20 protein-coding genes and 3 tRNA genes are annotated in these 21,006 nt (G+C 59.0%); 10 read left to right on the plus strand and 13 right to left on the minus strand.

What is annotated here, in order from left to right:
* Nucleotides 1-4 precede the first annotated feature (4 nt).
* The 8 genes from LOY52_RS12270 to LOY52_RS12305 all read right to left on the minus strand — a co-directional run bounded on the left by LOY52_RS12270 (nucleotide 5) and on the right by LOY52_RS12305 (nucleotide 10,159).
* The gene (locus tag LOY52_RS12270) at nucleotides 5-1,396 is read right to left on the minus strand and encodes a GntP family permease (RefSeq protein WP_258679648.1); all 1,392 of its coding nucleotides are present in this window, start codon (nucleotides 1,394-1,396) and stop codon (nucleotides 5-7) included.
* 284 nt (nucleotides 1,397-1,680) lie between these two features.
* Nucleotides 1,681-3,096 carry a sigma-54-dependent Fis family transcriptional regulator gene (locus LOY52_RS12275; RefSeq protein ID WP_258679649.1) on the minus strand — a complete coding sequence of 472 codons (1,416 nt, stop codon included), beginning with the start codon at nucleotides 3,094-3,096 and terminating at the stop codon, nucleotides 1,681-1,683.
* A gap of 144 nt (nucleotides 3,097-3,240) precedes the next feature.
* Nucleotides 3,241-4,815, minus strand: coding sequence for an ABC transporter ATP-binding protein (locus tag LOY52_RS12280; RefSeq protein ID WP_258679650.1), 1,575 nt, complete (start codon nucleotides 4,813-4,815; stop codon nucleotides 3,241-3,243).
* Nucleotides 4,816-4,824: 9 nt separating this feature from the next.
* Nucleotides 4,825-5,847, minus strand: coding sequence for an ABC transporter permease (locus LOY52_RS12285; RefSeq protein ID WP_258679651.1), 1,023 nt, complete (start codon nucleotides 5,845-5,847; stop codon nucleotides 4,825-4,827).
* Entirely contained in the window at nucleotides 5,847-6,908 is a 1,062-nt protein-coding gene (locus LOY52_RS12290; protein WP_027612667.1) for a microcin C ABC transporter permease YejB, read from the minus strand. The genes LOY52_RS12285 and LOY52_RS12290 overlap by 1 nt, the downstream gene beginning before the upstream one ends.
* On the minus strand, nucleotides 6,908-8,776 hold the full coding sequence (locus LOY52_RS12295) for an extracellular solute-binding protein (protein WP_258679652.1): 1,869 nt from the start codon (nucleotides 8,774-8,776) through the stop codon (nucleotides 6,908-6,910). The genes LOY52_RS12290 and LOY52_RS12295 overlap by 1 nt, the downstream gene beginning before the upstream one ends.
* Nucleotides 8,777-8,911: 135 nt before the next feature.
* Nucleotides 8,912-9,193 (minus strand): peptidylprolyl isomerase, encoded by a 282-nt coding sequence (locus LOY52_RS12300; protein ID WP_007912303.1) that lies wholly within the window; start codon nucleotides 9,191-9,193, stop codon nucleotides 8,912-8,914.
* Nucleotides 9,194-9,289: 96 nt separating this feature from the next.
* Nucleotides 9,290-10,159 carry a triacylglycerol lipase gene (locus LOY52_RS12305; RefSeq protein WP_258679653.1) on the minus strand — a complete coding sequence of 290 codons (870 nt, stop codon included), beginning with the start codon at nucleotides 10,157-10,159 and terminating at the stop codon, nucleotides 9,290-9,292.
* 338 nt (nucleotides 10,160-10,497) lie between these two features.
* On the opposite strand from LOY52_RS12305, the gene LOY52_RS12310 reads away from it, so the two are divergent.
* Nucleotides 10,498-11,676, plus strand: coding sequence for a hypothetical protein (locus tag LOY52_RS12310; RefSeq protein WP_258679654.1), 1,179 nt, complete (start codon nucleotides 10,498-10,500; stop codon nucleotides 11,674-11,676).
* Nucleotides 11,677-11,749: 73 nt separating this feature from the next.
* Here LOY52_RS12310 and LOY52_RS12315 read toward each other — a convergent pair whose 3' ends face one another.
* A complete protein-coding gene (locus LOY52_RS12315) occupies nucleotides 11,750-12,814 on the minus strand; it encodes a 3-deoxy-7-phosphoheptulonate synthase (RefSeq protein WP_258679655.1) in 1,065 nt (354 codons plus the stop codon).
* 615 nt (nucleotides 12,815-13,429) lie between these two features.
* On the opposite strand from LOY52_RS12315, the gene LOY52_RS12320 reads away from it, so the two are divergent.
* From LOY52_RS12320 to LOY52_RS12360, 9 genes are all read left to right on the plus strand, one after another.
* The gene (locus LOY52_RS12320) at nucleotides 13,430-14,191 is read left to right on the plus strand and encodes a carbon-nitrogen hydrolase family protein (protein WP_258679656.1); all 762 of its coding nucleotides are present in this window, start codon (nucleotides 13,430-13,432) and stop codon (nucleotides 14,189-14,191) included.
* Nucleotides 14,188-14,631 (plus strand): N-acetyltransferase, encoded by a 444-nt coding sequence (locus tag LOY52_RS12325; RefSeq protein WP_258679657.1) that lies wholly within the window; start codon nucleotides 14,188-14,190, stop codon nucleotides 14,629-14,631. Before LOY52_RS12320 ends, LOY52_RS12325 begins: the two co-directional genes overlap by 4 nt.
* 127 nt (nucleotides 14,632-14,758) lie before the next feature.
* Nucleotides 14,759-15,400: a UvrY/SirA/GacA family response regulator transcription factor gene (gene uvrY, locus LOY52_RS12330; protein ID WP_024012761.1), complete on the plus strand. Its 642-nt coding sequence runs from the start codon at nucleotides 14,759-14,761 to the stop codon at nucleotides 15,398-15,400.
* A 2-nt stretch (nucleotides 15,401-15,402) separates the two neighbouring features.
* Nucleotides 15,403-17,226, plus strand: a complete 1,824-nt coding sequence (gene uvrC, locus LOY52_RS12335; RefSeq protein WP_258679658.1) for an excinuclease ABC subunit UvrC — start codon at nucleotides 15,403-15,405, stop codon at nucleotides 17,224-17,226.
* 32 nt (nucleotides 17,227-17,258) lie between these two features.
* A complete protein-coding gene (gene pgsA, locus LOY52_RS12340; protein ID WP_007965084.1) occupies nucleotides 17,259-17,819 on the plus strand; it encodes a CDP-diacylglycerol--glycerol-3-phosphate 3-phosphatidyltransferase in 561 nt (186 codons plus the stop codon).
* A 60-nt stretch (nucleotides 17,820-17,879) separates the two neighbouring features.
* Nucleotides 17,880-17,955, plus strand: a tRNA-Gly gene (locus LOY52_RS12345).
* Nucleotides 17,956-18,001: 46 nt separating this feature from the next.
* Nucleotides 18,002-18,075 (plus strand) — tRNA-Cys (locus tag LOY52_RS12350).
* Nucleotides 18,076-18,269: 194 nt separating this feature from the next.
* Nucleotides 18,270-18,356, plus strand: a tRNA-Leu gene (locus tag LOY52_RS12355).
* A 339-nt stretch (nucleotides 18,357-18,695) separates the two neighbouring features.
* Nucleotides 18,696-19,136, plus strand: coding sequence for a hypothetical protein (locus LOY52_RS12360; protein WP_258679659.1), 441 nt, complete (start codon nucleotides 18,696-18,698; stop codon nucleotides 19,134-19,136).
* A 152-nt stretch (nucleotides 19,137-19,288) separates the two neighbouring features.
* Here LOY52_RS12360 and LOY52_RS12365 read toward each other — a convergent pair whose 3' ends face one another.
* The 4 genes from LOY52_RS12365 to LOY52_RS12380 all read right to left on the minus strand — a co-directional run bounded on the left by LOY52_RS12365 (nucleotide 19,289) and on the right by LOY52_RS12380 (nucleotide 20,987).
* Complete coding sequence (locus LOY52_RS12365) at nucleotides 19,289-19,450, minus strand: hypothetical protein (protein WP_258679660.1); 162 nt, start codon at nucleotides 19,448-19,450, stop codon at nucleotides 19,289-19,291.
* 200 nt (nucleotides 19,451-19,650) lie between these two features.
* Nucleotides 19,651-20,157 carry a peptide-methionine (S)-S-oxide reductase MsrA gene (msrA, locus tag LOY52_RS12370; protein WP_258679661.1) on the minus strand — a complete coding sequence of 169 codons (507 nt, stop codon included), beginning with the start codon at nucleotides 20,155-20,157 and terminating at the stop codon, nucleotides 19,651-19,653.
* Between the two features lie 207 nt (nucleotides 20,158-20,364).
* Entirely contained in the window at nucleotides 20,365-20,649 is a 285-nt protein-coding gene (locus tag LOY52_RS12375; RefSeq protein WP_027612677.1) for a hypothetical protein, read from the minus strand.
* 107 nt (nucleotides 20,650-20,756) lie between these two features.
* A complete protein-coding gene (locus LOY52_RS12380; protein ID WP_007964939.1) occupies nucleotides 20,757-20,987 on the minus strand; it encodes a hypothetical protein in 231 nt (76 codons plus the stop codon).
* Nucleotides 20,988-21,006: the final 19 nt, after the last annotated feature.

A 21,006-nucleotide genomic window follows, 5' to 3' on the forward strand; every position in this document is an offset into this window, starting at 1 on the left:
TACCTCACACAATGCCAGTGGCGTAGAAAGTGCCGATCACTACGAAGACCGCCAGGGTCTTGATCAGCGTAATACAGAAAATGTCTTTATAGGCTTCGCGGTGGGTCAGGCCAGTGACCGCCAGCAGGGTGATCACCGCGCCGTTGTGCGGCAGGGTGTCCATGCCGCCGCTGGCCATCGCGGCCACGCGGTGCAGCACTTCCAGCGGAATGTTCGCCGCGTGCGCCGCTGCGATGAACTGCTCGGACATCGCCGCCAGCGCGATGCTCATGCCGCCCGACGCCGAGCCGGTGATGCCCGCCAGCAGTGTCACGGTGATCGCTTCATTGACCAGCGGATTGGGGATTTGCTTGAGCCAGTCGGCCAACACCAGAAAGCCCGGCAACGAAGCGATTACCGCGCCGAAACCGTATTCCGAGGCGGTGTTCATCGCCGCCAGCAGTGCGCCGCTGACCGCGCTTTTGCTGCCTTCGGCGAGTTTGCTGCGGATCGCCTTGAAGCCGAACACCAGCACCATCAGGATGCCGATCAGCAATGCCGCCTGCACCGCCCAGATCGCCGTGAGCTTGGCGATTTCCGTGGTCACCGGCGTGGCCATCCCCGGCAGCGCCAGGCTGTGGGTCTTGCCGTACCACTGCGGAATCCACTGGGTGAACAGCAGGTTCATGATGCCCACCGCCAGCAGCGGCGACAGGGCGAGCCATGGGTTCGGCAGCTTCAGGTCTTCGGCGGTTTCCGGCTCGTTACGCAGCTCGGTGCCATAACCTTCGCCGGCACGCTGCGCTTTGTTGCGTTGGCGCTGCAGGAACAGCATGCCGGCGCAGAACACGAAAATCGTGCCGATCACCCCCAGCCACGGCGCGGCCCACGCGGTGGTGTTGAAGAAGGTGCTGGGGATGATGTTCTGGATCTGCGGCGTGCCGGGCAGGGCGTCCATGGTGAACGAGAACGCGCCGAGGGCGATGGTCGCCGGGATCAGGCGCTTGGGGATATTGCTCTGGCGGAACATTTCGGCGGCAAACGGATACACCGCAAACACCACCACGAACAACGACACGCCGCCGTAGGTGAGCAGGGCGCAAACCAGCACGATCACCAGCATCGCCTGACGGGTGCCGAGCAAGCGAATCGCCGCCGCCACGATCGAACGGGAGAACCCCGACAATTCGATCAACTTGCCGAACACGGCACCGAGCAGGAACACCGGAAAATACAGTTTGATGAAACCGACCATTTTCTCCATGAACACCCCGGTGAAGGCAGGGGCAACGGCAGAGGGGTCGGTCAGCAGGACAGCGCCGAGGGCGGCAATCGGGGCGAAGAGGATGACGCTGTAGCCACGGTAGGCGGCGAGCATCAGCAGCGCAAGGGCTGCCAAGGCAATGATCACACTCATGGAGTGTCTCCAGGGATTGTTATTTTTGTGGGTGTTGCGGGTGTAGGAAGAGGCTTTAGCGAGATCTGTGCCAGATATTCAAGGTATTGAAATATAAGGGTTTTACTGGAGTTTTCGGTCAGGTGTCTGCAGGGTTGTCTCGATAGTGAGACCTTTTTGAGGCGAAAAGATCGCAGCCTTCGGCAGCTCCTACAGGGTTAATACGGAAATCCCATGTAGGAGCTGCCGAAGGCTGCGATCTTTTGATCTTGAAGTGAATGTCTCGCCAGTGAGACTAAATCTCTTTATTGAGACTCGGCGATGCCCAAGGCCAACATCTTCTTGTACAAAGTCGACCGCCCCAACCCCAGCCGAGCCGCCGCCACCGGTACTTTGCCCGCACATTGCGCGAGGGCAGACTGGATCAGCTGCCGGTCAAACCGCTGCCGCGCCTGGGCGAAAGTCTCTTCCGCCAACGGTTCCAGCATCGGCACCGACGGGCGCTCAACCGGGGTAAAGGTGCCGATGGCCGCGCGAATGTCCTCTTCGGTGAGGATTAGGTCATCGCTGAGCAGCGCCGCGCGTTCCAACACGTTGCGCAACTCGCGGATGTTTCCCGGCCACGCATGTTGCCCGAGCAGATCCAGCGCTGCGCGACTCAGCTCATGCTGACTGCGCAGTTCTTCAAGAATCGCCTCGCTGAGTGCCGGCAGATCGTCGAGACGTTCGCGCAGCGGCGGCACCTGGATCGGCAGCACGTTAAGTCGGTAATACAGGTCGGCGCGGAACTCACCGCGCTTGATCGCGGCTTGCAGATCGGTCGAAGTCGCGGCGATCACTCGCACATCGCTCTGGATCACGTCGTTGGAGCCAACCGGCTCGAACTCCTTTTCCTGCAGCACCCGCAGCAGTTTGCTTTGCAGCGGCAACGGCATGTCGCCGATCTCATCGAGAAACAGCGTACCGCCCTGAGCGATCTGTAACTTGCCGGTGCGACCCTTGCGGTCGGCGCCGGTAAACGCACCGGGGGCAGTACCGAAGAATTCGGCTTCCAGCAGCGCTTCGGGAATGGCCGCGCTGTTGATGCTGACGAACGCCTTGTGCGCCCGTGGCGAAGCGCTGTGAATCGCCTGAGCCAGCAACTCCTTGCCGGTGCCGGTTTCACCAAGCAGCAACACCGGGGATTCGGCGCTGGCACTGCGGCGGGCGCGGCGTTTGACTTCGAGGCTGGCACTGCTGGTGCCAATGAAATGGGCGAAGTTGTATTTGGTCTGCCGCGCCCGCAGCAGCGAGCGGGTCGAGGCCAGTTCTTCCTGCATGCTCAGGTAGCGCTTGAGCATCGGCGACAGGCTGCGCAATTCATCGAACAGGGCAAAACCGATGGCGCCGATCACCGCCCCGGCGTCGTCGTGGATCGGCAGGCGCATCACCACCAGCGGCTCTTTCGGCGTGTCCTGCATGTCCAGCAGGATCGGTCGGCCGGTGCGCACCACTTCACGCAGCAGGCTGCCGGGGATCACGCTTTCGCAGGGTTTGCCGATGGCTTTTTTCGCCGACTCCAGCCCAAAACGCCGGGCATAACGCTCGTTCATCCAGACGATGTTCGCATCACGATCGACAATCACCGTGCCTTCGCTGGACTGCTCGATGATCTCGAACAGCGAACGGATCGCCAGCGTGCGCACGCGTTGGTAGTCCTTGAGGCTTTCGGTGGTGTTCATGGGTTGGCGGATCCGGAATTTGGATTGTCTGTTCGGGCCTCTTCGCGAGCAAGCTCGCTCCCACATTTTGGAATGCGTTCCCCTGTGGGAGCGAGCCTGCTCGCGAATGTTGCGACTCGGTATCAAGGCAAGCGCCGATTATGCCTACCCTGGATGCGCCGCCGCCAACAGCTCTTTGGTGTAAGGATGCTGCGGCGAGTCGAACACCTCATGGCTGGCACCGCGCTCAACCACCTTGCCGTCCTTGATCACGATCATGTCATGCGCCAGCGCCCGCACCACCGCCAGGTCGTGGCTGATGAACAGGTAGGTCAGGCCGTGTTTTTCCTGAAGATCGCGGAGCAGGGCGACCACTTGTTTCTGCACGGTACGGTCGAGGGCCGAGGTCGGCTCGTCGAGCAGGATCAGCGCCGGTTTCAGCACCAGCGCGCGGGCGATGGCGATGCGCTGGCGCTGACCACCGGAAAATTCGTGCGGGTAGCGATGACGGCTTTCCGGATCCAGGCCAACTTCCTTGAGTACACGGATCACCTGTGCATCGCACTCTTCGGCGCTGGACTGACAGTGTACCTCCAGCCCTTCGCTGATGATCTGCGCCACGGACATCCGTGGACTGAGGCTGCCGAACGGGTCCTGAAACACCACCTGCATCTGCCGACGCCACGGTCGCAATTGCTTCTGATCGAGGCCATCGAGGGCGGTGCCCTGAAAACGGATACTGCCCTCGGAATCGAGCAACCGAAGAATCGCCTGACCCAGGGTCGACTTGCCCGAACCGGACTCACCGACAATGCCCAGGGTTTTGCCGCGCTGGATATTCAGGCTGATGCCGTCCACCGCGCGCAAATATTGTTTGCGCTGGAACAGCCCGCCACCGACGACGAACTCGACGCGCAAATCATCCACCTGCAGCACGTTCTCGCGTTCGTCCCGTGGCAGGGCTTCGCCTTCCGGCTCGGCGTTGAGCAGCACGCAGCTGTAAGGATGCTTTGGCTCGGTAAACAGGGTTTCGCACGGGGCTTGCTCGACGATTTCGCCAGCCTTCATCACGCACACCCGTTGCGCGATGCTGCGCACCAGATTGAGGTCGTGACTGATCAGCAGCAGCGACATGCCCAAGCGTTGTTGCAAGGATTTGAGCAGCAGCAGGATCTTGCGCTGCACCGTCACATCCAGGGCCGTGGTTGGCTCGTCGGCGATCAGCAGTTCCGGCTCGCAAGCCAGGGCCATGGCAATCATCACCCGTTGCCGCTGGCCGCCGGACAGTTGATGCGGATAGGCCTTGAGGCGCTCTTTGGGTTTCTGAATGCCCACCAGTTCCAGCAGTTCAAGGATGCGCTGTTGCGCCGCCTTACTGCCCAAGCCGCGATGTACCAGCAGGGTTTCGCCGATCTGCTTTTCGATGGTGTGCAGCGGATTGAGCGAGGTCATCGGTTCCTGGAAGATCATCGCGATGCGGTTGCCGCGTAGTTCACGCAGCACTTTCGGATCGGCGCCGAGCAGTTCCTGACCGCGATAGCGAATACTGCCGCTGGTTTGCGCATCGCCTTCGGGGAGCAACTGCAGGATTGAATGCGCGGTCACCGATTTGCCCGAGCCCGACTCGCCGACCAGCGCCAGGCACTCGCCGGGGCGGATGTCCAGGCACAGGTTGCGCACCGCCGGCTGGCCATGGAAGGCAACGTTCAGGTCGCGGATTTCGATCAGGTTATCAGTCATGGTCACACTTCAGGATCGAGGGTCGAATGCGTCACGTAACGCTTCGCCGATGAACACCAGTAAAGAAAGAATCAGCGCCAGGGTGAAAAACGCCGTCAGTCCGAGCCACGGCGCTTGCAGGTTCTGCTTGCCCTGGCCGATCAGCTCGCCCAGCGAGGCACTGCCGGCGGGCATGCCGAAACCGAGGAAGTCGAGAGCGGTGAGGGTGGAAATCGCCCCGGTCAGAATGAACGGCAGATAACTCAGCGTCGCGTTCATCGCATTGGGCAGGATGTGCCGGAAAATCACCTTGCGGTCGCTCAGGCCCAACGCGCGCGCCGCTTTGACGTATTCCAGATTACGCCCGCGCAGGAACTCGGCGCGCACCACATCTACCAGCGCCAGCCATGAAAACAGCGCCATGATCCCCAGCAGCCACCAGAAATTCGGCTCGACGAAACCGGACAGAATAATCAGCAGGTACAGCACCGGCAATCCGCTCCAGACCTCCAGCAAACGTTGCCCGAGCAGATCGACCCAACCGCCGTAATAGCCTTGCAGGGCACCGGCCGCGATGCCGATCAGCGCGCTGACGGCGGTCAGCATCAGGGCAAACAGGATCGATACCCGGGCACCGAAAATCACCCGCGCCAATACATCACGCGCCTGATCGTCGGTGCCGAGCCAGTTGACCTTTGAGGGCGGGCTCGGCGCAGGCTGATTGAGGTCGTAGTTGGGCGTGTCATCGCTGAACGGGATCGGCGGGAACAGCAGCCAGCCACCGTCCTTGCGGATCAGGTTCTGCACATAGTCACTGCGGTAATCGGCCTGGAACGGCAGTTGCCCGCCAAATTCCTGCTCGGTGTAGCGCTTGAAGACCGGGAAGTAGAGCTGGTTCTGATAGCTGACCACCAGCGGCTTGTCGTTGGCGATCAGTTCACCGCCCAGCGTCACCAGGAACAGTCCGATAAACAGCCACATCGACCACCAGCCTCGGCGGTTTTTCTTGAAACGCGCAAAACGGCGACGGCCCAGAGGCGAGAGCTTGAACATCAGGCGTTCCTCGCGGCGAAGTCGATACGCGGATCGACCAGGGTGTAGCACAAGTCGCCGATCAGTTTTATCAGAAGGCCGAACAGGGTGAAGATGAACAGTGAGCCGAACACCACCGGATAGTCCCGGGAAACCGCCGCTTCGTAGCTCATTCGGCCGAGACCGTCGAGGGAGAAGATCACTTCGATCAACAGTGAGCCGGCAAAGAACACACTGATGAACGCCTGCGGAATCCCCGAGACCACCAGCAGCATCGCGTTGCGGAATACATGGCCGTAAAGCACGCGTCGTTCGCTCAGGCCTTTGGCGCGGGCGGTGACCACATACTGACGGGTGATTTCATTGAGGAACGAGTTCTTGGTGAGGATCGTCAGCGTGGCGAAACCGCCGATCACCAGCGCCGTCACCGGCAACACCAGGTGCCAGAAGTAATCGGCAATCTTGCCCAGCGTCGACAGCGATTCGAAGTTGTCCGAGACCAGTCCGCGCACCGGAAACCAATTCAATGAGGTGCCACCGGCAAACACCACGATCAGAAACATCGCAAACAGAAACGCCGGCATCGCATAGCCGATGATGATTGCGGTGCTGCTCCAGATGTCGAAATGGCTGCCGTGATGCACCGCTTTGCGGATGCCCAGCGGGATCGACACCAGATAGGTGATCAGCGTCGCCCACAAGCCGAGGGAAATGGTCACCGGCATTTTTTCCAGAATCAGATCGGTGACCGTCGCGCCGCGGAAAAAACTTTTGCCGAAGTCCAGCTGCGCGTAGTTCTTGAGCATCAGCCACAGGCGCTCATGCGCCGGTTTGTCGAAACCGTATTGCTTTTCGATGTCCTTGATCAGTTGCGGATCGAGACCGCGGCTGGCGCGCGAGGTATTGCTCATGGTTTCGCTGGAACTGCCGCCGACACTCGCTCCACCGATGCCTTGCAGATGGGCGATGGCCTGTTCGACCGGGCCGCCGGGTGCCGCCTGAATGATCACGAAATTGACCAGCAGGATGATCACCAGCGTTGGAATGATCAGCAGCAGGCGCCGCAGAATGTAAGCCCACATCAATGCGGTCCTCCGGGTCTGCCACGCCCGATTTTCTCGGCGGTCATCTGCTGGTTGGTCAACGGCGTGCTGCTGATTTCCCACCAGCTCTCGATGGCTTCGTCATTGCTGGCCTGGATCGCCGGCATGCCGAAACGGTTCCACCAGACGGTGGAGGTGCCCGGCGGGTAATAGTTGGGAATCCAGTAGTAGTTCCATTGCAACACCCGGTCCAGCGCGTGGGCGTAGTGCAGCATGTCGCTCTGGGTCGAGGCGCGGATCAGGCCGTTGATCAATGTGTCGACCGCCGGGTTTTTCAGCACCATGTAGTTGTTGGCGCCGGGGTCGTTGGCCGATATCGAGCCGAAGTAATTGAGCAACTCGCCACCCGGAGACGTGCTGACCGGGTAGCCGGTGACAATCATGTCGTAGTCGCGGCTCATCAGGCGATTGACGTATTGCGAGGAGTCGATGCGGCGGATATTCAGGTCGATGCCGATCTGTTTCAGCGTGCGTTTGTAAGGCAGGAGCAGGCGATCCATGCCGTTCTGGCTGACCAGAAAGGTGAAACTCAACGGTTCGCCTTCGGCGTTGACCAGTTGGTCGCCCTCGGGTTTCCAGCCAGCCTGTTCGAGCAGTTCAAGGGCTTGCAGTTGCTTGTCGCGGATCAGCCCGCTGCCATCGGTTTTCGGCGCCTCGAAGACTTGGGTGAATACCTCGTCGGGAACCTGCCCGCGCAACGGCTCGAGGATTTTCAGTTCGGCGGCATCCGGCAGCTCGCGGGCTGCCAGCGCGGTATTGGAGAAATAGCTCTGCTGGCGGATGTACATGTTGCGCATCATCTGCCGGTTGCTCCATTCGAAATCCCAGAGCATCGCCAGCGCTTGGCGCACCCGACGATCCTGGAACATCGGTTTCTGCAGGTTGAACACGAACCCCTGAGCCGATTGCGGGGCCTCGGTGGCCAGGTGGGCTTTCTGCAAACGTCCGTCACTCAGCGCAGGGCTGTCGTAACCGATCGAATAGCCGGTGGCGGAAAACTCACGGTTGTAGTCATAGGCACCGCCGCGCAATACCTGGCGTGCGACATCGGTGTCGCCGAAATACTCGATGCTGAAGTGATCGAAGTTATACAGGCCGCGACTGACCGGCAGATCCTTGCCCCACCAATCGGGGTTGCGCTCAAAGGTGATGCTGCGCCCGGAGTCAACCTTGCCGACCCGATACGGGCCGCTGCCCAGTGGTGGTTCATAGCCACCGCCGCCAGCGAAGTCGCGGGTTTTCCACCAGTGCTCGGGGAATACCGGCAGGGTGGCGATGTCCAGCGGCAAGGTGCGGTTCTCATTGCTCTTGAAATCGAAACGCACGGTCAGCGGCGCTTCCACTTCGACGCCTTTGACGTCGGCGAACTGCGTGCGATAGCGCAGGCTGCCCTGGGTCATCAGCAAGTCATAGGTGTAGCGCACGTCTTCGGCAGTGATCGGCTTGCCGTCGGCGAAACGCGCCTGGGGATTGATGAAGAAGCGCAGCGACAGGCCATCCTCCGAGCGCTCCATCTTTTGCGCCACCAGGCCGTAGACCGTGTAGGGCTCGTCCATCGAGCGCTGGGCCAGCGGCGAATAGAGCATGCCGTCGATCTGGGTGACGCCGATGCCCTTGTCTATATAAGGCAGGATGTGATCGAAATGCCCGATCTCTATCGCCGAGCGACGCATGGTGCCACCCTTGGGCGCCTGCGGATTGGTGTAGTCGAAGTGGCTGAAACCGGCCGGGTATTTGGCCGGTTCGCCATAGACGGTCAACGCGTGTTGCGGGGTAGCGTCCACACCGGCGGCGCCCAACAGCAGGGCCACGGCAGTGAACAGCAAAGTCGGGAAAGCCAGTCGCATTGTCAGCCTTAAAGCCGGGTGATCGATAAGCGCAATTTGTACGCGAGCGGCGCGTCAGTCGCCAGCCGTATCCTGTAACCAAAACACAACGGCCCACCAAAAGGCGGGCCGTTGCACAGCAGACCGGACGCGGGATCAGTCCTGACGGCTGGTGACTTCAAGCAGGTGATAACCGAACTGGGTCTTCACCGGACCTTGCACGACGTTGATCGGTGCGCTGAAGACCACGGTGTCGAATTCCTTGACCATCTGGCCAGGACCGAACGAACCCAGGTCGCCGCCCTGACGGCTGGACGGGCAGGTGGAGTTGGCCTTGGCGACTTCGGCGAAATCAGCACCGCCTTCGATCTGGGCCTTGAGTTCGTTGCACTTGTCTTCGCTGGAAACCAGGATGTGGCGGGCAGTGGCTTTAGCCATGGGGAAATTCTCCAATCTATTTCAGTAAAGTGTGGAGCCTACCGGATTCAGTAAGCGATTTCTCGGCAAAGTTCCACTTGGTACATTGACGCACATCTACAGTTGCGCGGCCTTCAGGCGCATCGCGTGCTCGACATAGAGTCCGATGGAATCAAGACCGGGTTTGCTCAAGCCGTCTGGCCGACGCAGGCTGGCGAGATGATTGAGGGGGTAGTCGGAGCGGATGACCCGGCCCAGATGTGAGCTGTAGCGGCCGACGAAACCATCATTCTGCCCGGCCTCGGTGACAAAATGGCCCGCCAATGCCCGGCAGACGGCATGCACTGGATCGAGTGTCTGTAGCAAATCGTCTTGCAGCGTGCCGCTCCAGGAATAATAGTGAACGCCGTTGACCCGCTCCGCACCCTGACCGCCCCAGGTCGCAGGCAGGCCTTGCGGGTATTTTTGGTTGAATTGCCCGACGTCCGCAGTCGTCAGGGCATTGAGTGCGGCTACGGCGTTCTGCGGCAGACCCGGTTGACCGCTGAGCAGCGATAGGAATCGCGCAAACTGTGTCGCAGCGTGCTCCGCCACCTGCTCCGGCAGGCCCCCCGGAATCAGCGCCAGGCGTAAGGCGTCAGCCAGTTCCGAGCCGTGATTGGGGCCGCTGACCGATGTCACCGAGGCGACTTTCTCCGGCGCGAGCGCAGCGGCATAACGGCATGCCAGCGCGCCCTGGCTATGTCCGATCAGGTTGACTTTACCGGCGCCGGTGCCTAGCAGAACGCGTTCGATCTGGAACATCAATTGCTGGCCGCGAACTTCGTTGTCATGGGTTGCGGACACCTGCGGCACAAACACTTGCCCGCCTGCTTCCCTCAGGGCTTGCTTGACATCATGAAAAAGCTCGAAATGGCCGATACGGTCAAACCCGAACAGGCCATGGACCAAAAGGATGGGGTAGCGGGTTGTCGCATTCCGTTGCATGTTCCTGCCTCTTTTGCAGATGCTTGTCAGTGGTTTATGCGTGCCACTGTAAAACAGGCCTGCGGGTCGGCGATGTCTGAAAACTCCTCGGTACTGAAAGGAAACTGGACCAAAAGCGGTACGAATATTCGCTTCTGCTTGAGAGGGTAGTCGGAACATTTGGCAATCTTTTGCCCGGTATCGCTGGATTCTGCTTCGTAAGCCTACGTCATGCGGTGTATTTACCCTGCCGATGGAAGGCGTTGTGCTGACTTCCGCCGATCGCTGGATGGTGTTCAATGGATTTCGTTCGACGCTGCCTTAATGGCGGCGTTTTTATCCAAGGAATGGAGCTACGAATGTCTATATACGAAGCCAATGGCGGCTCTTCTGTGGCGCCAGCGTCAAATATCTTGCCTGTAGTGGATGAGTCCGCTGGCCGCGGTCTTCTGAGTTTGAAGGTGGACGGCGAAAACTTCGAATTCTGCTATCGACTCGCGCCTGCAGCGGCATCCTCCCCAGACTCGCGGCTGCCTGCTCCGATGCTCGAGGTCATGGAGGGCGGAATGCTTGATCCCTCACTGGACAACGCATTCGTCAGGGTGGCGCCTTACCCGAACATGTTGTGCGGCGACAAACTTGTACTGAGCTGGCAAGGACTGGATGACGAAGGATCGCCCTATATTCACGAAACCACACGTGCGGTCAGTGAAAGCCAGGTGGGTCAGGAACTCGTCTTTGTCGTAAAGGGTTTGCATATTGCAGCGCTGGAGCGCGGCTCGCTTGAGCTTTACTGGACGCTGTACAGCGCTGCGCTGGCAAAGCCGGTGTCATCCAGTCGTTTGCAGCTGAATGTGGGTGATCCGGAACCCGATCTGCTGGCTCCGATTCTTGAAGAGACGGTGGGCGGGACGCTCGATCCAGCCCGTGTTCCGCAGGGCACTGGCGTTATCGTGCGACCTTACGCCCGGATGGCTGTCGGGGACCGGGTCACACTGTCGTGGCAAGGGGTTGAGGGACTGCCGGTGATCAATGATGTGTTGCTCGTGGAGCAGTTTGCTGTCGGCGAAGCGCTGTCTTTCTGGATACCCGCAGATCGCATCGCCCCTCATCGTATGCAGGAGGTGAGCGTCAGCTACCGGGTGGAATCAAGGTCGGCGCAGGTGAGGAACTCTGCAAGCTCGCGAATTCTGATCGCGCCATTGATGCGAGGCGATCTCGCAGCTCCGCAGGTACTGGAAGCGCAAGATGGTGAGCTGGAGGTAGCAGATGCCGAGGATGGCATTACCGTGGTGATCGGCAATGCTCAGGCCGAGCAGGGGGAGCTGGTTTACTTGAAATGCGATGGTGAGTATTTCAGTCATCGCGATGACCGGGACATCACCCGGGAAACTGCAGGCCAGCCCTTGGTATTCATCGTGCCTTACCGTTTCTGGCGGGAACATCGGGAAACTGTGGTGCAGGTGTCGTATTCGGTGGAGCGGCTGGATGATGTCAGCCAGGCTTCCGAGATAACCCGCATTCGGGTGCGGGCATAACCCGGTGGTGAAGGCTGAGCAATGATTCAGCCTTTGCGGGATTTTGATAAGCCCGCAAAGGCTGCTCGGTTCATCAGGCTCGAAGTCGCTTGGCGGCATTCGACAGCAACTGCTCCGTCGCGCTGAACCCCAGGCAACCATCGGTGACCGATATGCCATAACGCAGGGCAGGGCTCAAAGGCTGGCAGCCCTCGAACAGATGGGACTCAATCATCATGCCGATCAAGGAACGATCGCCCAGCAGGCGTTGTTCGAGAACCGCGTTGAACACGTCGGGCTGGCGCAATGGGTCCTTGCCGCTGTTGGCGTGGCTGCAGTCGACCATGATGCGGCTAGGAATCTTCAGGCGGTTCAGGTCTGCATGTACCCGGGCGACGCTTTCGCGATCGTAGTTGGGGCCTTGATGACCACCGCGCAGTACCAGGTGCGTATCGGGGTTGCCCGGTGTCTGAATGATCGCCGGGTGCCCTTGACTGTCGACGCCAAAGTGTCGATGCGGGTGGGCTGCCGAGCGCATGGCATCGACGGCTACGGTTACGCCACCGTCGGTGCCGTTCTTGAAGCCAACAGGCATGTTCAGGCCGCTGGCCATTTCCCGGTGGATCTGCGATTCGGTGGTGCGTGCACCGATGGCAACCCAGCTGAGCAGATCGTCGAAGTAGCCGGCGGCCATCGGCTGTAGCAGCTCGGTGGCGATGGGCAGGCCCAGACGGATCATCTCGATCATCAATTCGCGCGACAGGGTCAGGCCGGCAGCCATGTCATCGCTGCCGTCCAGATGCGGGTCGTAGGCCAGACCTTTCCAGCCAACGGTGGTGCGGGGTTTTTCGATGTAGGCGCGCATTACCAGCAGCATCTCGTCGCTGACCTCATGGGCCAGCCGGGAAAGTTTTTCGGCGTATTCGAGTGCGGAGCGCGGGTCATGAATCGAGCAAGGGCCGACGACGACCAGCAGGCGATGGTCTTCGCCATTGAGAATCGCGCGAACCGCCTGGCGGTGGGCTGCGACTTGCTGGGCGAGGGCATTGCTTAGGGGCAATTGCTGTTTGAGCTGCAACGCGCTGGGCAGGCGCAGGGTCAGTGCTTCGTTGGCAGAATCAAGGGTGGTCAGTGGCAGAGCAGAAACAGACGAGTTCATATTCGGGATTCCTGGGCTGGCGGCGGGTGCTTCCCGCTCACTCGGCCCTACTGGGGTGTTCGACAATTGGCCGGATTGGCTGCGTGTGTGTGCTTGCCACCTGTGGGTGACCGATCGGAGGCGGCAGGCTGTCCCGAGCGGAGGCTGCTAAATCGCCAGGCTGTAAAAGTGTCGTAACGGTAATAAGTGGCGTAGTTCATGTGTTGATTCCTCAAAGTGTCTGGTGTGTTGCTGAAAAATTCGGGCCTGAAAAAGCAAAACCCCCGGTCGGGAGGCCGACCGGGGGTTGAGAATTCTCTGGTAGGCGACCCGTTTTCATGGGCGCCGTGTGGGTATCAGGCGCGCCAGTGGCTAAACCAATACCCAAAATAAAAGCTCGCTGGAGCGCAAACGCCATTCGCCCGGACAGCCGCAACCGAGCGCAGGACGCTGGCGGAACGAAGCTGTGAGAGGGCGTTGAACATGATCTGTCTCCGATGAATGCGCCGAGCTTACTAGAGGCCCGTACGCCTGAGCAATCAGAAATTGCTATCGCTCATTCAAGGCGTTACCTATCGTTCTAGTGCCTCAGACGTTGTGACACACTGAGATTTTGCGCAACCCCAAGGATGAATAATGGCGACGTTCACCATCGCAGCAGCCCAATCGTTTTCCGTTGCCGGTGATCTGGCGGCGAACATCGCCCGTCATTTGCGCTTCATGGCCGTGGCGGCGGAGCAGGGCGTCGAGCTGCTGGTGTTCCCGGAACTGTCGCTGACAGGCTACGAAGGCCAGATGGCCGCAGACCTGGCAATCGATCCGCAGGATGCTGTGCTGCAACCGTTGCGCGATTGCGCTCGCGAGCTGGTTCTCACCGCTGTCGTCGGCATGCCGATTCGCCATAAGGACAGTTCGAAGGTATTGATCGGCGCGCTGACATTAGGCAGGGATGGTTCTCTTGAGGTTTACAGCAAACAACATCTGCACAGTGGCGAAGAGCTCTTCTACGCCCCAGGTGCTGGTGGTTCGTCCTTGCGCATAGGCGGCGATACCGTCGCGCTGGCGGTTTGCGCTGACTTTTCCCGCGCCAGTCACGCGGCAGCGGCTGCCGAGTTTGGCGCTGACCTGTACGCAGCAGGCGTGCTGATTGGCGAGAAAGGTTATGGCGTGGATAGCGCAATACTGCAGGGCTATGCCCAAAACCACTCAATGGCGGTGCTGATGGCCAATCACGCCGGACTCACGGGTGGATGGCAATCGGCGGGGCGCAGTGCAGTCTGGTCTGAAAGCGGATCGCTGGTGGTGGCTGCGCAAGGGTCGGGTGAAGTGTTGGTTATTGCCCGGCGTGATGCCGGCGAGTGGCAGGGGCGGGTAATACCCGTGGCGGCGGGGCAATGACTTACCGGTTGCGTCGCGCCGAACCGGCAGATCGGGCGTTCGCCCGAGAGCTGACGTGCCAGAACATGCTGCGCTATTACATTGGCCACGATCTGCTGTGGCAAGACCAAGCGTTCGACGTTGCCTGGGATGGCCGTGACAGCTGGCTGATCCTTCTTGCTGAAATTCCTGTGGGTTTTTTCAGTCTCAGTCGCGATCGCCGGGCCTTGTACATACGCGAGCTGCAAATAGCCGGGGCCTCTCGCAGGCAGGGCGCAGGATCCTGGGCGATTGATCAGGTTGTCGCTCTGGCTTGCAGCGAAAAACTCCCGGCACTGCGATTGACAGTATTCAAAAATAATCCGGCACAAAGTCTGTATGAGAGAAAAGGCTTCAAGGTATGCGGCGAGGACGAGTGTTTCCTGAGGATGCAGCTCGATTTCGGTACACCTGTGCTCTGAAACCCACGGCCGGCAAGCCCTCGATGATGAATTGAAACTTTTTAAATGACGCTTGCCGCTAGGTCTGACCGGCACTTTTTGCTAAGGTGTCGGGCATCCCAATAAGACCATATCGCGAGGTGTCTGCTTGATTAGGGTGCTAGTGGTCGATGACCATGATCTCGTTCGTACAGGCATTACACGGATGCTGGCCGATATCGATGGCTTGCAGGTGGTTGGACAGGCCGAGTCCGGGGAAGAGTCCCTGATCAAGGCTCGTGAGTTGAAACCCGATGTGGTCCTGATGGACGTCAAGATGCCCGGTATCGGTGGTCTCGAGGCTACGCGCAAGCTGTTGCGCAGTCATCCGGACATCAAGGTTGTCGCTGTCACGGTGTGTGAGGAGGATCCGTTTCCTACACGTCTGTTGCAGGCAGGCGCCGCCGGCTACCTGACCAAGGGCGCTGGGTTGCCGGAGATGGTTCAGGCGATTCGCCTGGTATTTGCCGGGCAGCGTTACATCAGCCCGCAGATTGCCCAGCAACTGGCGATCAAATCGTTCCAGCCAACCAACGATTCACCTTTCGACGCCTTGTCTGAACGGGAAATCCAGATTGCGTTGATGATTGTCGGCTGCCAAAAGGTGCAGATCATCTCCGATAAACTCTGCTTGTCGCCGAAAACGGTGAACACATATCGCTATCGGATCTTCGAAAAGCTGTCGATCAGCAGCGACGTAGAGCTGACGCTGTTGGCAGTACGCCACGGCATGGTTGATGCCAGCGCCTGATCATGACTGAAACATTCGATTCCGGCGCCTTTCTGGCGACAGTCAGTGGGCGTCCCGGCGTCTATCGCATGTTCGACAGCGAGGCGCGCCTGCTGTATGTCGGCAAGGCCAAGAACCTCAAGAAGCGCCTTGCCAGCTATTTTCGCAAGACCGGGCTGGCGCCGAAAACCGCTGCGCTGGTCGGGCGTATCGCGCAGGTCGAAACGACCATCACCGCCAACGAAACCGAGGCGTTGCTGCTTGAACAGACGCTGATCAAGGAGTGGCGGCCGCCGTACAACATTCTGTTGCGCGACGATAAGTCCTATCCCTATGTCTTTCTGTCTGATGGCCAATTCCCACGTCTGAGCATCCACCGTGGCGCGAAGAAGGCCAAGGGCAAGTATTTCGGCCCGTACCCGAGCGCCGGGGCGATTCGCGAAAGTCTCAGCCTCTTGCAAAAGACCTTTTTCGTCCGTCAGTGCGAAGACAGTTACTACAAGAATCGCACGCGCCCGTGTCTTCAATATCAGATCAAGCGTTGCAAGGCGCCTTGTGTCGGCCTGGTGGAACCTGAGGTCTACGCCGAGGATGTGCGCCATTCAGTGATGTTTCTCGAGGGGCGCAGTCACGCTCTGACCAATGAGTTGTCAACCGCGATGGAAGAGGCGGCGATCAATCTGGAGTTCGAGCGCGCCGCCGAGTTGCGTGACCAGATTGCCTTGCTGCGCCGGGTCCAGGATCAGCAAAGCATGGAAGGCGGCACGGGCGACATCGATGTCATTGCAGCCTTCGTCAACCCGGGCGGCGCTTGCGTTCATTTGATCAGCGTGCGTGGCGGTCGTGTATTGGGCAGCAAGAACTTTTTTCCGCAGGTGGGTATCGAGGAGGAAGTTGCCGAAGTCATGGCGGCGTTCCTCGGTCAGTACTACATCAGCAGTCCGGAGCGCGACTTGCCGAGCGAACTGATCGTCAACGTGGTGCCTGAAGATGCCACGGCCTTGATCGAAGCCATCCACGAGTTGCGCGGTCGTGAATTGACCGTCAGCCTTCGGGTGCGTGGCACTCGGGCGCGCTGGCAGCAGTTGGCGGTCACCAATGCCGAGCAAGCGCTGGGCGCACGCCTGGCCAACCGTCAACACACGGCTGCGCGCTTCGATGCGCTGGCTGAAGTGCTGAACCTGGATGAGCCGCCGCAGCGTCTTGAGTGCTATGACATCAGTCACTCCAGTGGTGAGGCCACCGTCGCATCCTGTGTCGTGTTCGGCCCGGAAGGCGCGATCAAATCCGACTATCGTCGTTACAACATTGAAGGCATCACCGCGGGCGATGACTATGCGGCCATGCACCAGGCGTTGACTCGGCGCTTCAGCAAACTGAAGGACGGGGAGGGCAAGCTGCCGGACATTCTGCTGGTGGACGGTGGCAAGGGACAATTGTCGATGGCCCGTGACGTGCTCAACGAGCTGGCAGTGCCGGATCTGATCCTGCTGGGTGTGGCCAAGGGCGCAACACGCAAGGCCGGCTTTGAAACTTTGTATCTTAATGATGCCGCCCATGAGTTCACCCTGCGTGGTGATTCACCGGCACTGCACCTGATTCAGCAGATTCGTGACGAAGCTCACCGCTTCGCAATTACCGGCCACCGTGCGCGGCGCGGCAAGACCCGCCGCACCTCGACGCTGGAAGGCGTTGCGGGTGTCGGGCCGACCCGACGTCGGGACTTGTTGAAACATTTTGGTGGATTGCAGGAGCTGTCTCGTGCAAGCATCGAAGAGATCGCCAAAGCACCGGGGATCAGTAAAAAGCTCGCAGAGTCGATTTATGCAAACCTGCATAGCGAGTAGAATGCCAACTCACCTCGTAGCCAGTTGTGCCGATGAATATCCCTAATCTGATTACCGTTCTCCGCGTCCTGCTCATCCCGATCTTCATTTTGCTGTTTTACCTGCCTTACCAGTGGAGCTACATGGCCTCCGCTTCGGTATTCGCCTTTGCGGCGGCAACTGACTGGCTGGATGGCTATCTGGCCCGCCGCCTTGAACAAAGCACGCCGTTCGGCGCGTTTCTCGATCCGGTTGCCGACAAACTGATGGTGGCAGTCGCTTTGGTACTGCTGGTCCAGGAACACGGCAATTTGTGGCTGACACTTCCCGCAGCCGTCATCATCGGCCGCGAGATTGTCGTATCGGCCTTGCGTGAGTGGATGGCCGAACTCGGTGCCCGCGCTCATGTAGCAGTTTCCAATCTCGGCAAGTGGAAAACCGCAGCGCAGATGCTGGCGCTGGTGATCCTGCTGGCCAATCCCCGCGATTTCAGCTTCTGGGTCTTGCTGGGCTACTCCTTGCTGATGATCTCGGCAGGCCTGACATTGTGGTCGATGGTTCAATACCTGCGTGCCGCCTGGCCGCATCTGAAAACCGACGTTGAAAAGAAATAAAACTTTTTTGAATCAAAGGGTTGACGGGGCATCTGAAATCTATAGAATGCGCCACACCAAGCGGGAATAGCTCAGTTGGTAGAGCACGACCTTGCCAAGGTCGGGGTCGCGAGTTCGAGTCTCGTTTCCCGCTCCAGGTTTGTACGCGGTTGTTGTTGTGCTACTAAACAGCGATCGTTTGAGGCCGAGTAGCAAAATGGTTATGCAGTGGATTGCAAATCCACCTACGCCGGTTCGATTCCGACCTCGGCCTCCACTATAAACAAGCTCCGTAGATCCATGATTTACGGAGCTTTTTTATTTTCAGTGCGCTGCAAGATTAAGTCTTGAAATCAGCCACTGTGAACTTGCTTCACCGGGACGTGATGTATATATTTCCCGCTCTGCTTCAAAGGCTCAACACAGACAGATTCCCTGGTCGATTGATTTGAGCACTACAACAGCGCTACCGCCCGAATGGCGAAACTGGTAGACGCATGGGACTTAAAATCCCCCGCTCGTAAGGGCGTGCCGGTTCGATTCCGGCTTCGGGCACCATCTAAAATCAAGGGTTTGCGAGCGAAAGCTGAGGCAAACCCTTGTTTGTTTCGGATCGCCATTTTTAACTGGCGCCTCGTCAATTCCTCCTATCCCTTCTTTTTCCTGCGCGCAGAGACCGTTGGTCACTTCTCGATGCAGCCAATCCTGCAAGCGTCTACGTTTGTGGCTTGGTCGAAGATATCAAAGACATTGAGTAAGTATTTGAGCTTGACCCGATGGCGTTGATATCAGGATGGATCTTGATCAAGGCGCGGTACATCGCTCAGGCGATGGGCATTCAGACGGCTTGTCTGTCACGCCAGCCCCGCCATTTTTGACGTGTTAAGGAGAACACCGATGGCAATCAATCAAGTGCACGCAGCAACCGATAAAACCGCTCTCGTCGAAGCCGAGGTGTACCGTTGGTACAATCTCTTCTTTCCGTGGTCGCGCGGTATGTCTTCCCAGTCGGAAGGCGCCATCAAGCCCTTGTACGATGCGTTGGCGAATGACTTCCGTGTGGTACTCACCGATGGACAGATCATGAGCCGGGCGGACTATTGGGAGCGACTTTGGGGCTTGTATGGCAAGCGTGCTGGAAGCCCTGAATCACACATCACCAACCTCTCGATCACAGCGCTTCCCGGGGACTGCTTCCTGGCCGTCTTCGACCTTGTCAAAGAGGGGATTACCAAGAAGAAAGTCGATTCGGCGCTGATGCGCGTCGACCAGGCCTCGCCATCCGGAATTTCATGGGTTTATGTCCATGAAAGCGAGCACGAGAGGAGCTTTGCGTAAGTCACTTGAGTTGCACTCTCGTGGCTAAAAAGCCTGGATGTTTTTAACGTTGACGAAAAATCAGGCCCAGCCCCGCGCTGGGCTTTTTTGTATCTGCTGTTCAGCCAGAAACAAATAGCCCGGACAGATCCGGGCCAGTTGAGGGAACACATTCAGTGCGAATCAACCTCTTTTGCAGCCTGGGCGTTTGATCGTTCCTTGCGCCTGCGCAGCCAGCTGAAGAATGCATGTACCGGGTGCAAAAATGCCGCAAGTACGCACAGCAGCAAGATGATGAAAATGGCAATCAGCGGGAGGCTTTCGTGCGAGAACATGGTGGGGTACTCCTGTAGGCACTATGTTGGAACCCGCAGGCTAGACGCTTTGAGCCATGCTTGCGATGAACGTATGTTCATCCTCGGGCGCTTGAACTGTGCTACGGAGGGCTCACCAAAATGATCGATTCCAGAGGTGCGCGAGCGCCGGCCTTCAGTTAAGGCCAGCGCTGTGCGTGGAGTGATTACGCAGGTGTATTTCAGCCACGCTTGGGTAGTTTCCAGTTCGGACGGACGAAGTGGCAGGTGTAGCCATTCGGGATCCGCTCCAGGTAGTCCTGGTGCTCAGGTTCAGCTTCCCAGAAGGGACCCGCCGGTGCGATTTCGGTGACCACGCGTCCCGGCCACAGCCCGGAAGCGTCGACATCCGCAGCAGTGTCTTCGGCGATGTCACGTTGTTGTTCGTTGAGATAATAAATCGCCGAACGATAGCTGGGGCCGAGATCGTTGCCTTGACGGTTGGGCGTACTCGGATCGTGGATCTGGAAGAAGAACTCGAGGATCTGCCGGTAGCTGATCACGGCCGGGTCGAAAACGATCTCGATGGCTTCGGCGTGGTTGCCGTGGTTGCGGTAGGTGGCATTCGGTACATCGCCGCCGCTGTAGCCGACTCGCGTCTGCAACACGCCGGGATAACGCCGCAGCAGGTCCTGCATGCCCCAGAAGCAGCCCCCGGCGAGAATCGCGGTTTCGGTTTGTCCGGTCATGATTTTTTGCCTCTCGGTGACTGTGGATACGGTTCTGGTTATGAGGGCGCGTTGGCTATTTGCAAGCTTGACTCAGGGCTACGGACTGCTCGAACCGGTGTTTTCAACAAAAAGCCCTGACGATAAGGCCAGGGCATTGTTGGATTCGAGCGGTGAATTCGTGGCAATTCACGTCGAGTGATGGTCTAAAAACACGACATCGATCGGTTATACGAACGCTTGCCCGAAAAAGCCCCTTGGCAGGCGCTGCGGCCCGGCCAGCGCGGTAAGGCGTTCGATCCACTCCGAACGCCAGTTCGACGCACCGTGATCAGCCTTGGTGTGGCGCGCTGCGCGGCGTGCGGCATTGCGCTGGGTCTTACGTGCTTCTTTGTAGGCGTCGGTGTTGCGGCAGCTGCGGCATTTGACGCGATTGAGTTCCAGGCTTGAGGCAAGGTTATCGCCCTTGTGACCACAAGCCAGGTGTCCGTCTGTTTTGAAATGGATAACCATGAACCGTCTCCTGAGTGACGTGTACAGGTTTTGACCTTCCACGACCACAGGCGTTCGCCGGATCGGCCCAATGGTACGCCCGGAGACTGTCGATTATCGCTGTGCAGTCATCTGAAACGTGGCAGTGGCCGCTCGACCGGTTGTAGCGACGACAGGGTGCTGCGGATCAGCGGAGTGTCTTTTTCGATGTCGTTCAGTCGATCGCGGATGCGCAGGGCAGTCGGATGGCCGCCTTGATGATCGACCCAGTCGGCGATTTCCTTGCAGGCCGCCGCCAGGCGAGCCTGACGGGAGTCGAGCAGGGTGAGGAGGGTGGTGATGGACTCTTTTTCGGACATGGAACACCTCCGTTCAGAC

Origin of the sequence: Pseudomonas sp. B21-051 (genome assembly GCF_024748795.1) — a bacterium.
Lineage (GTDB): Bacteria > Pseudomonadota > Gammaproteobacteria > Pseudomonadales > Pseudomonadaceae > Aquipseudomonas > Aquipseudomonas putida_A.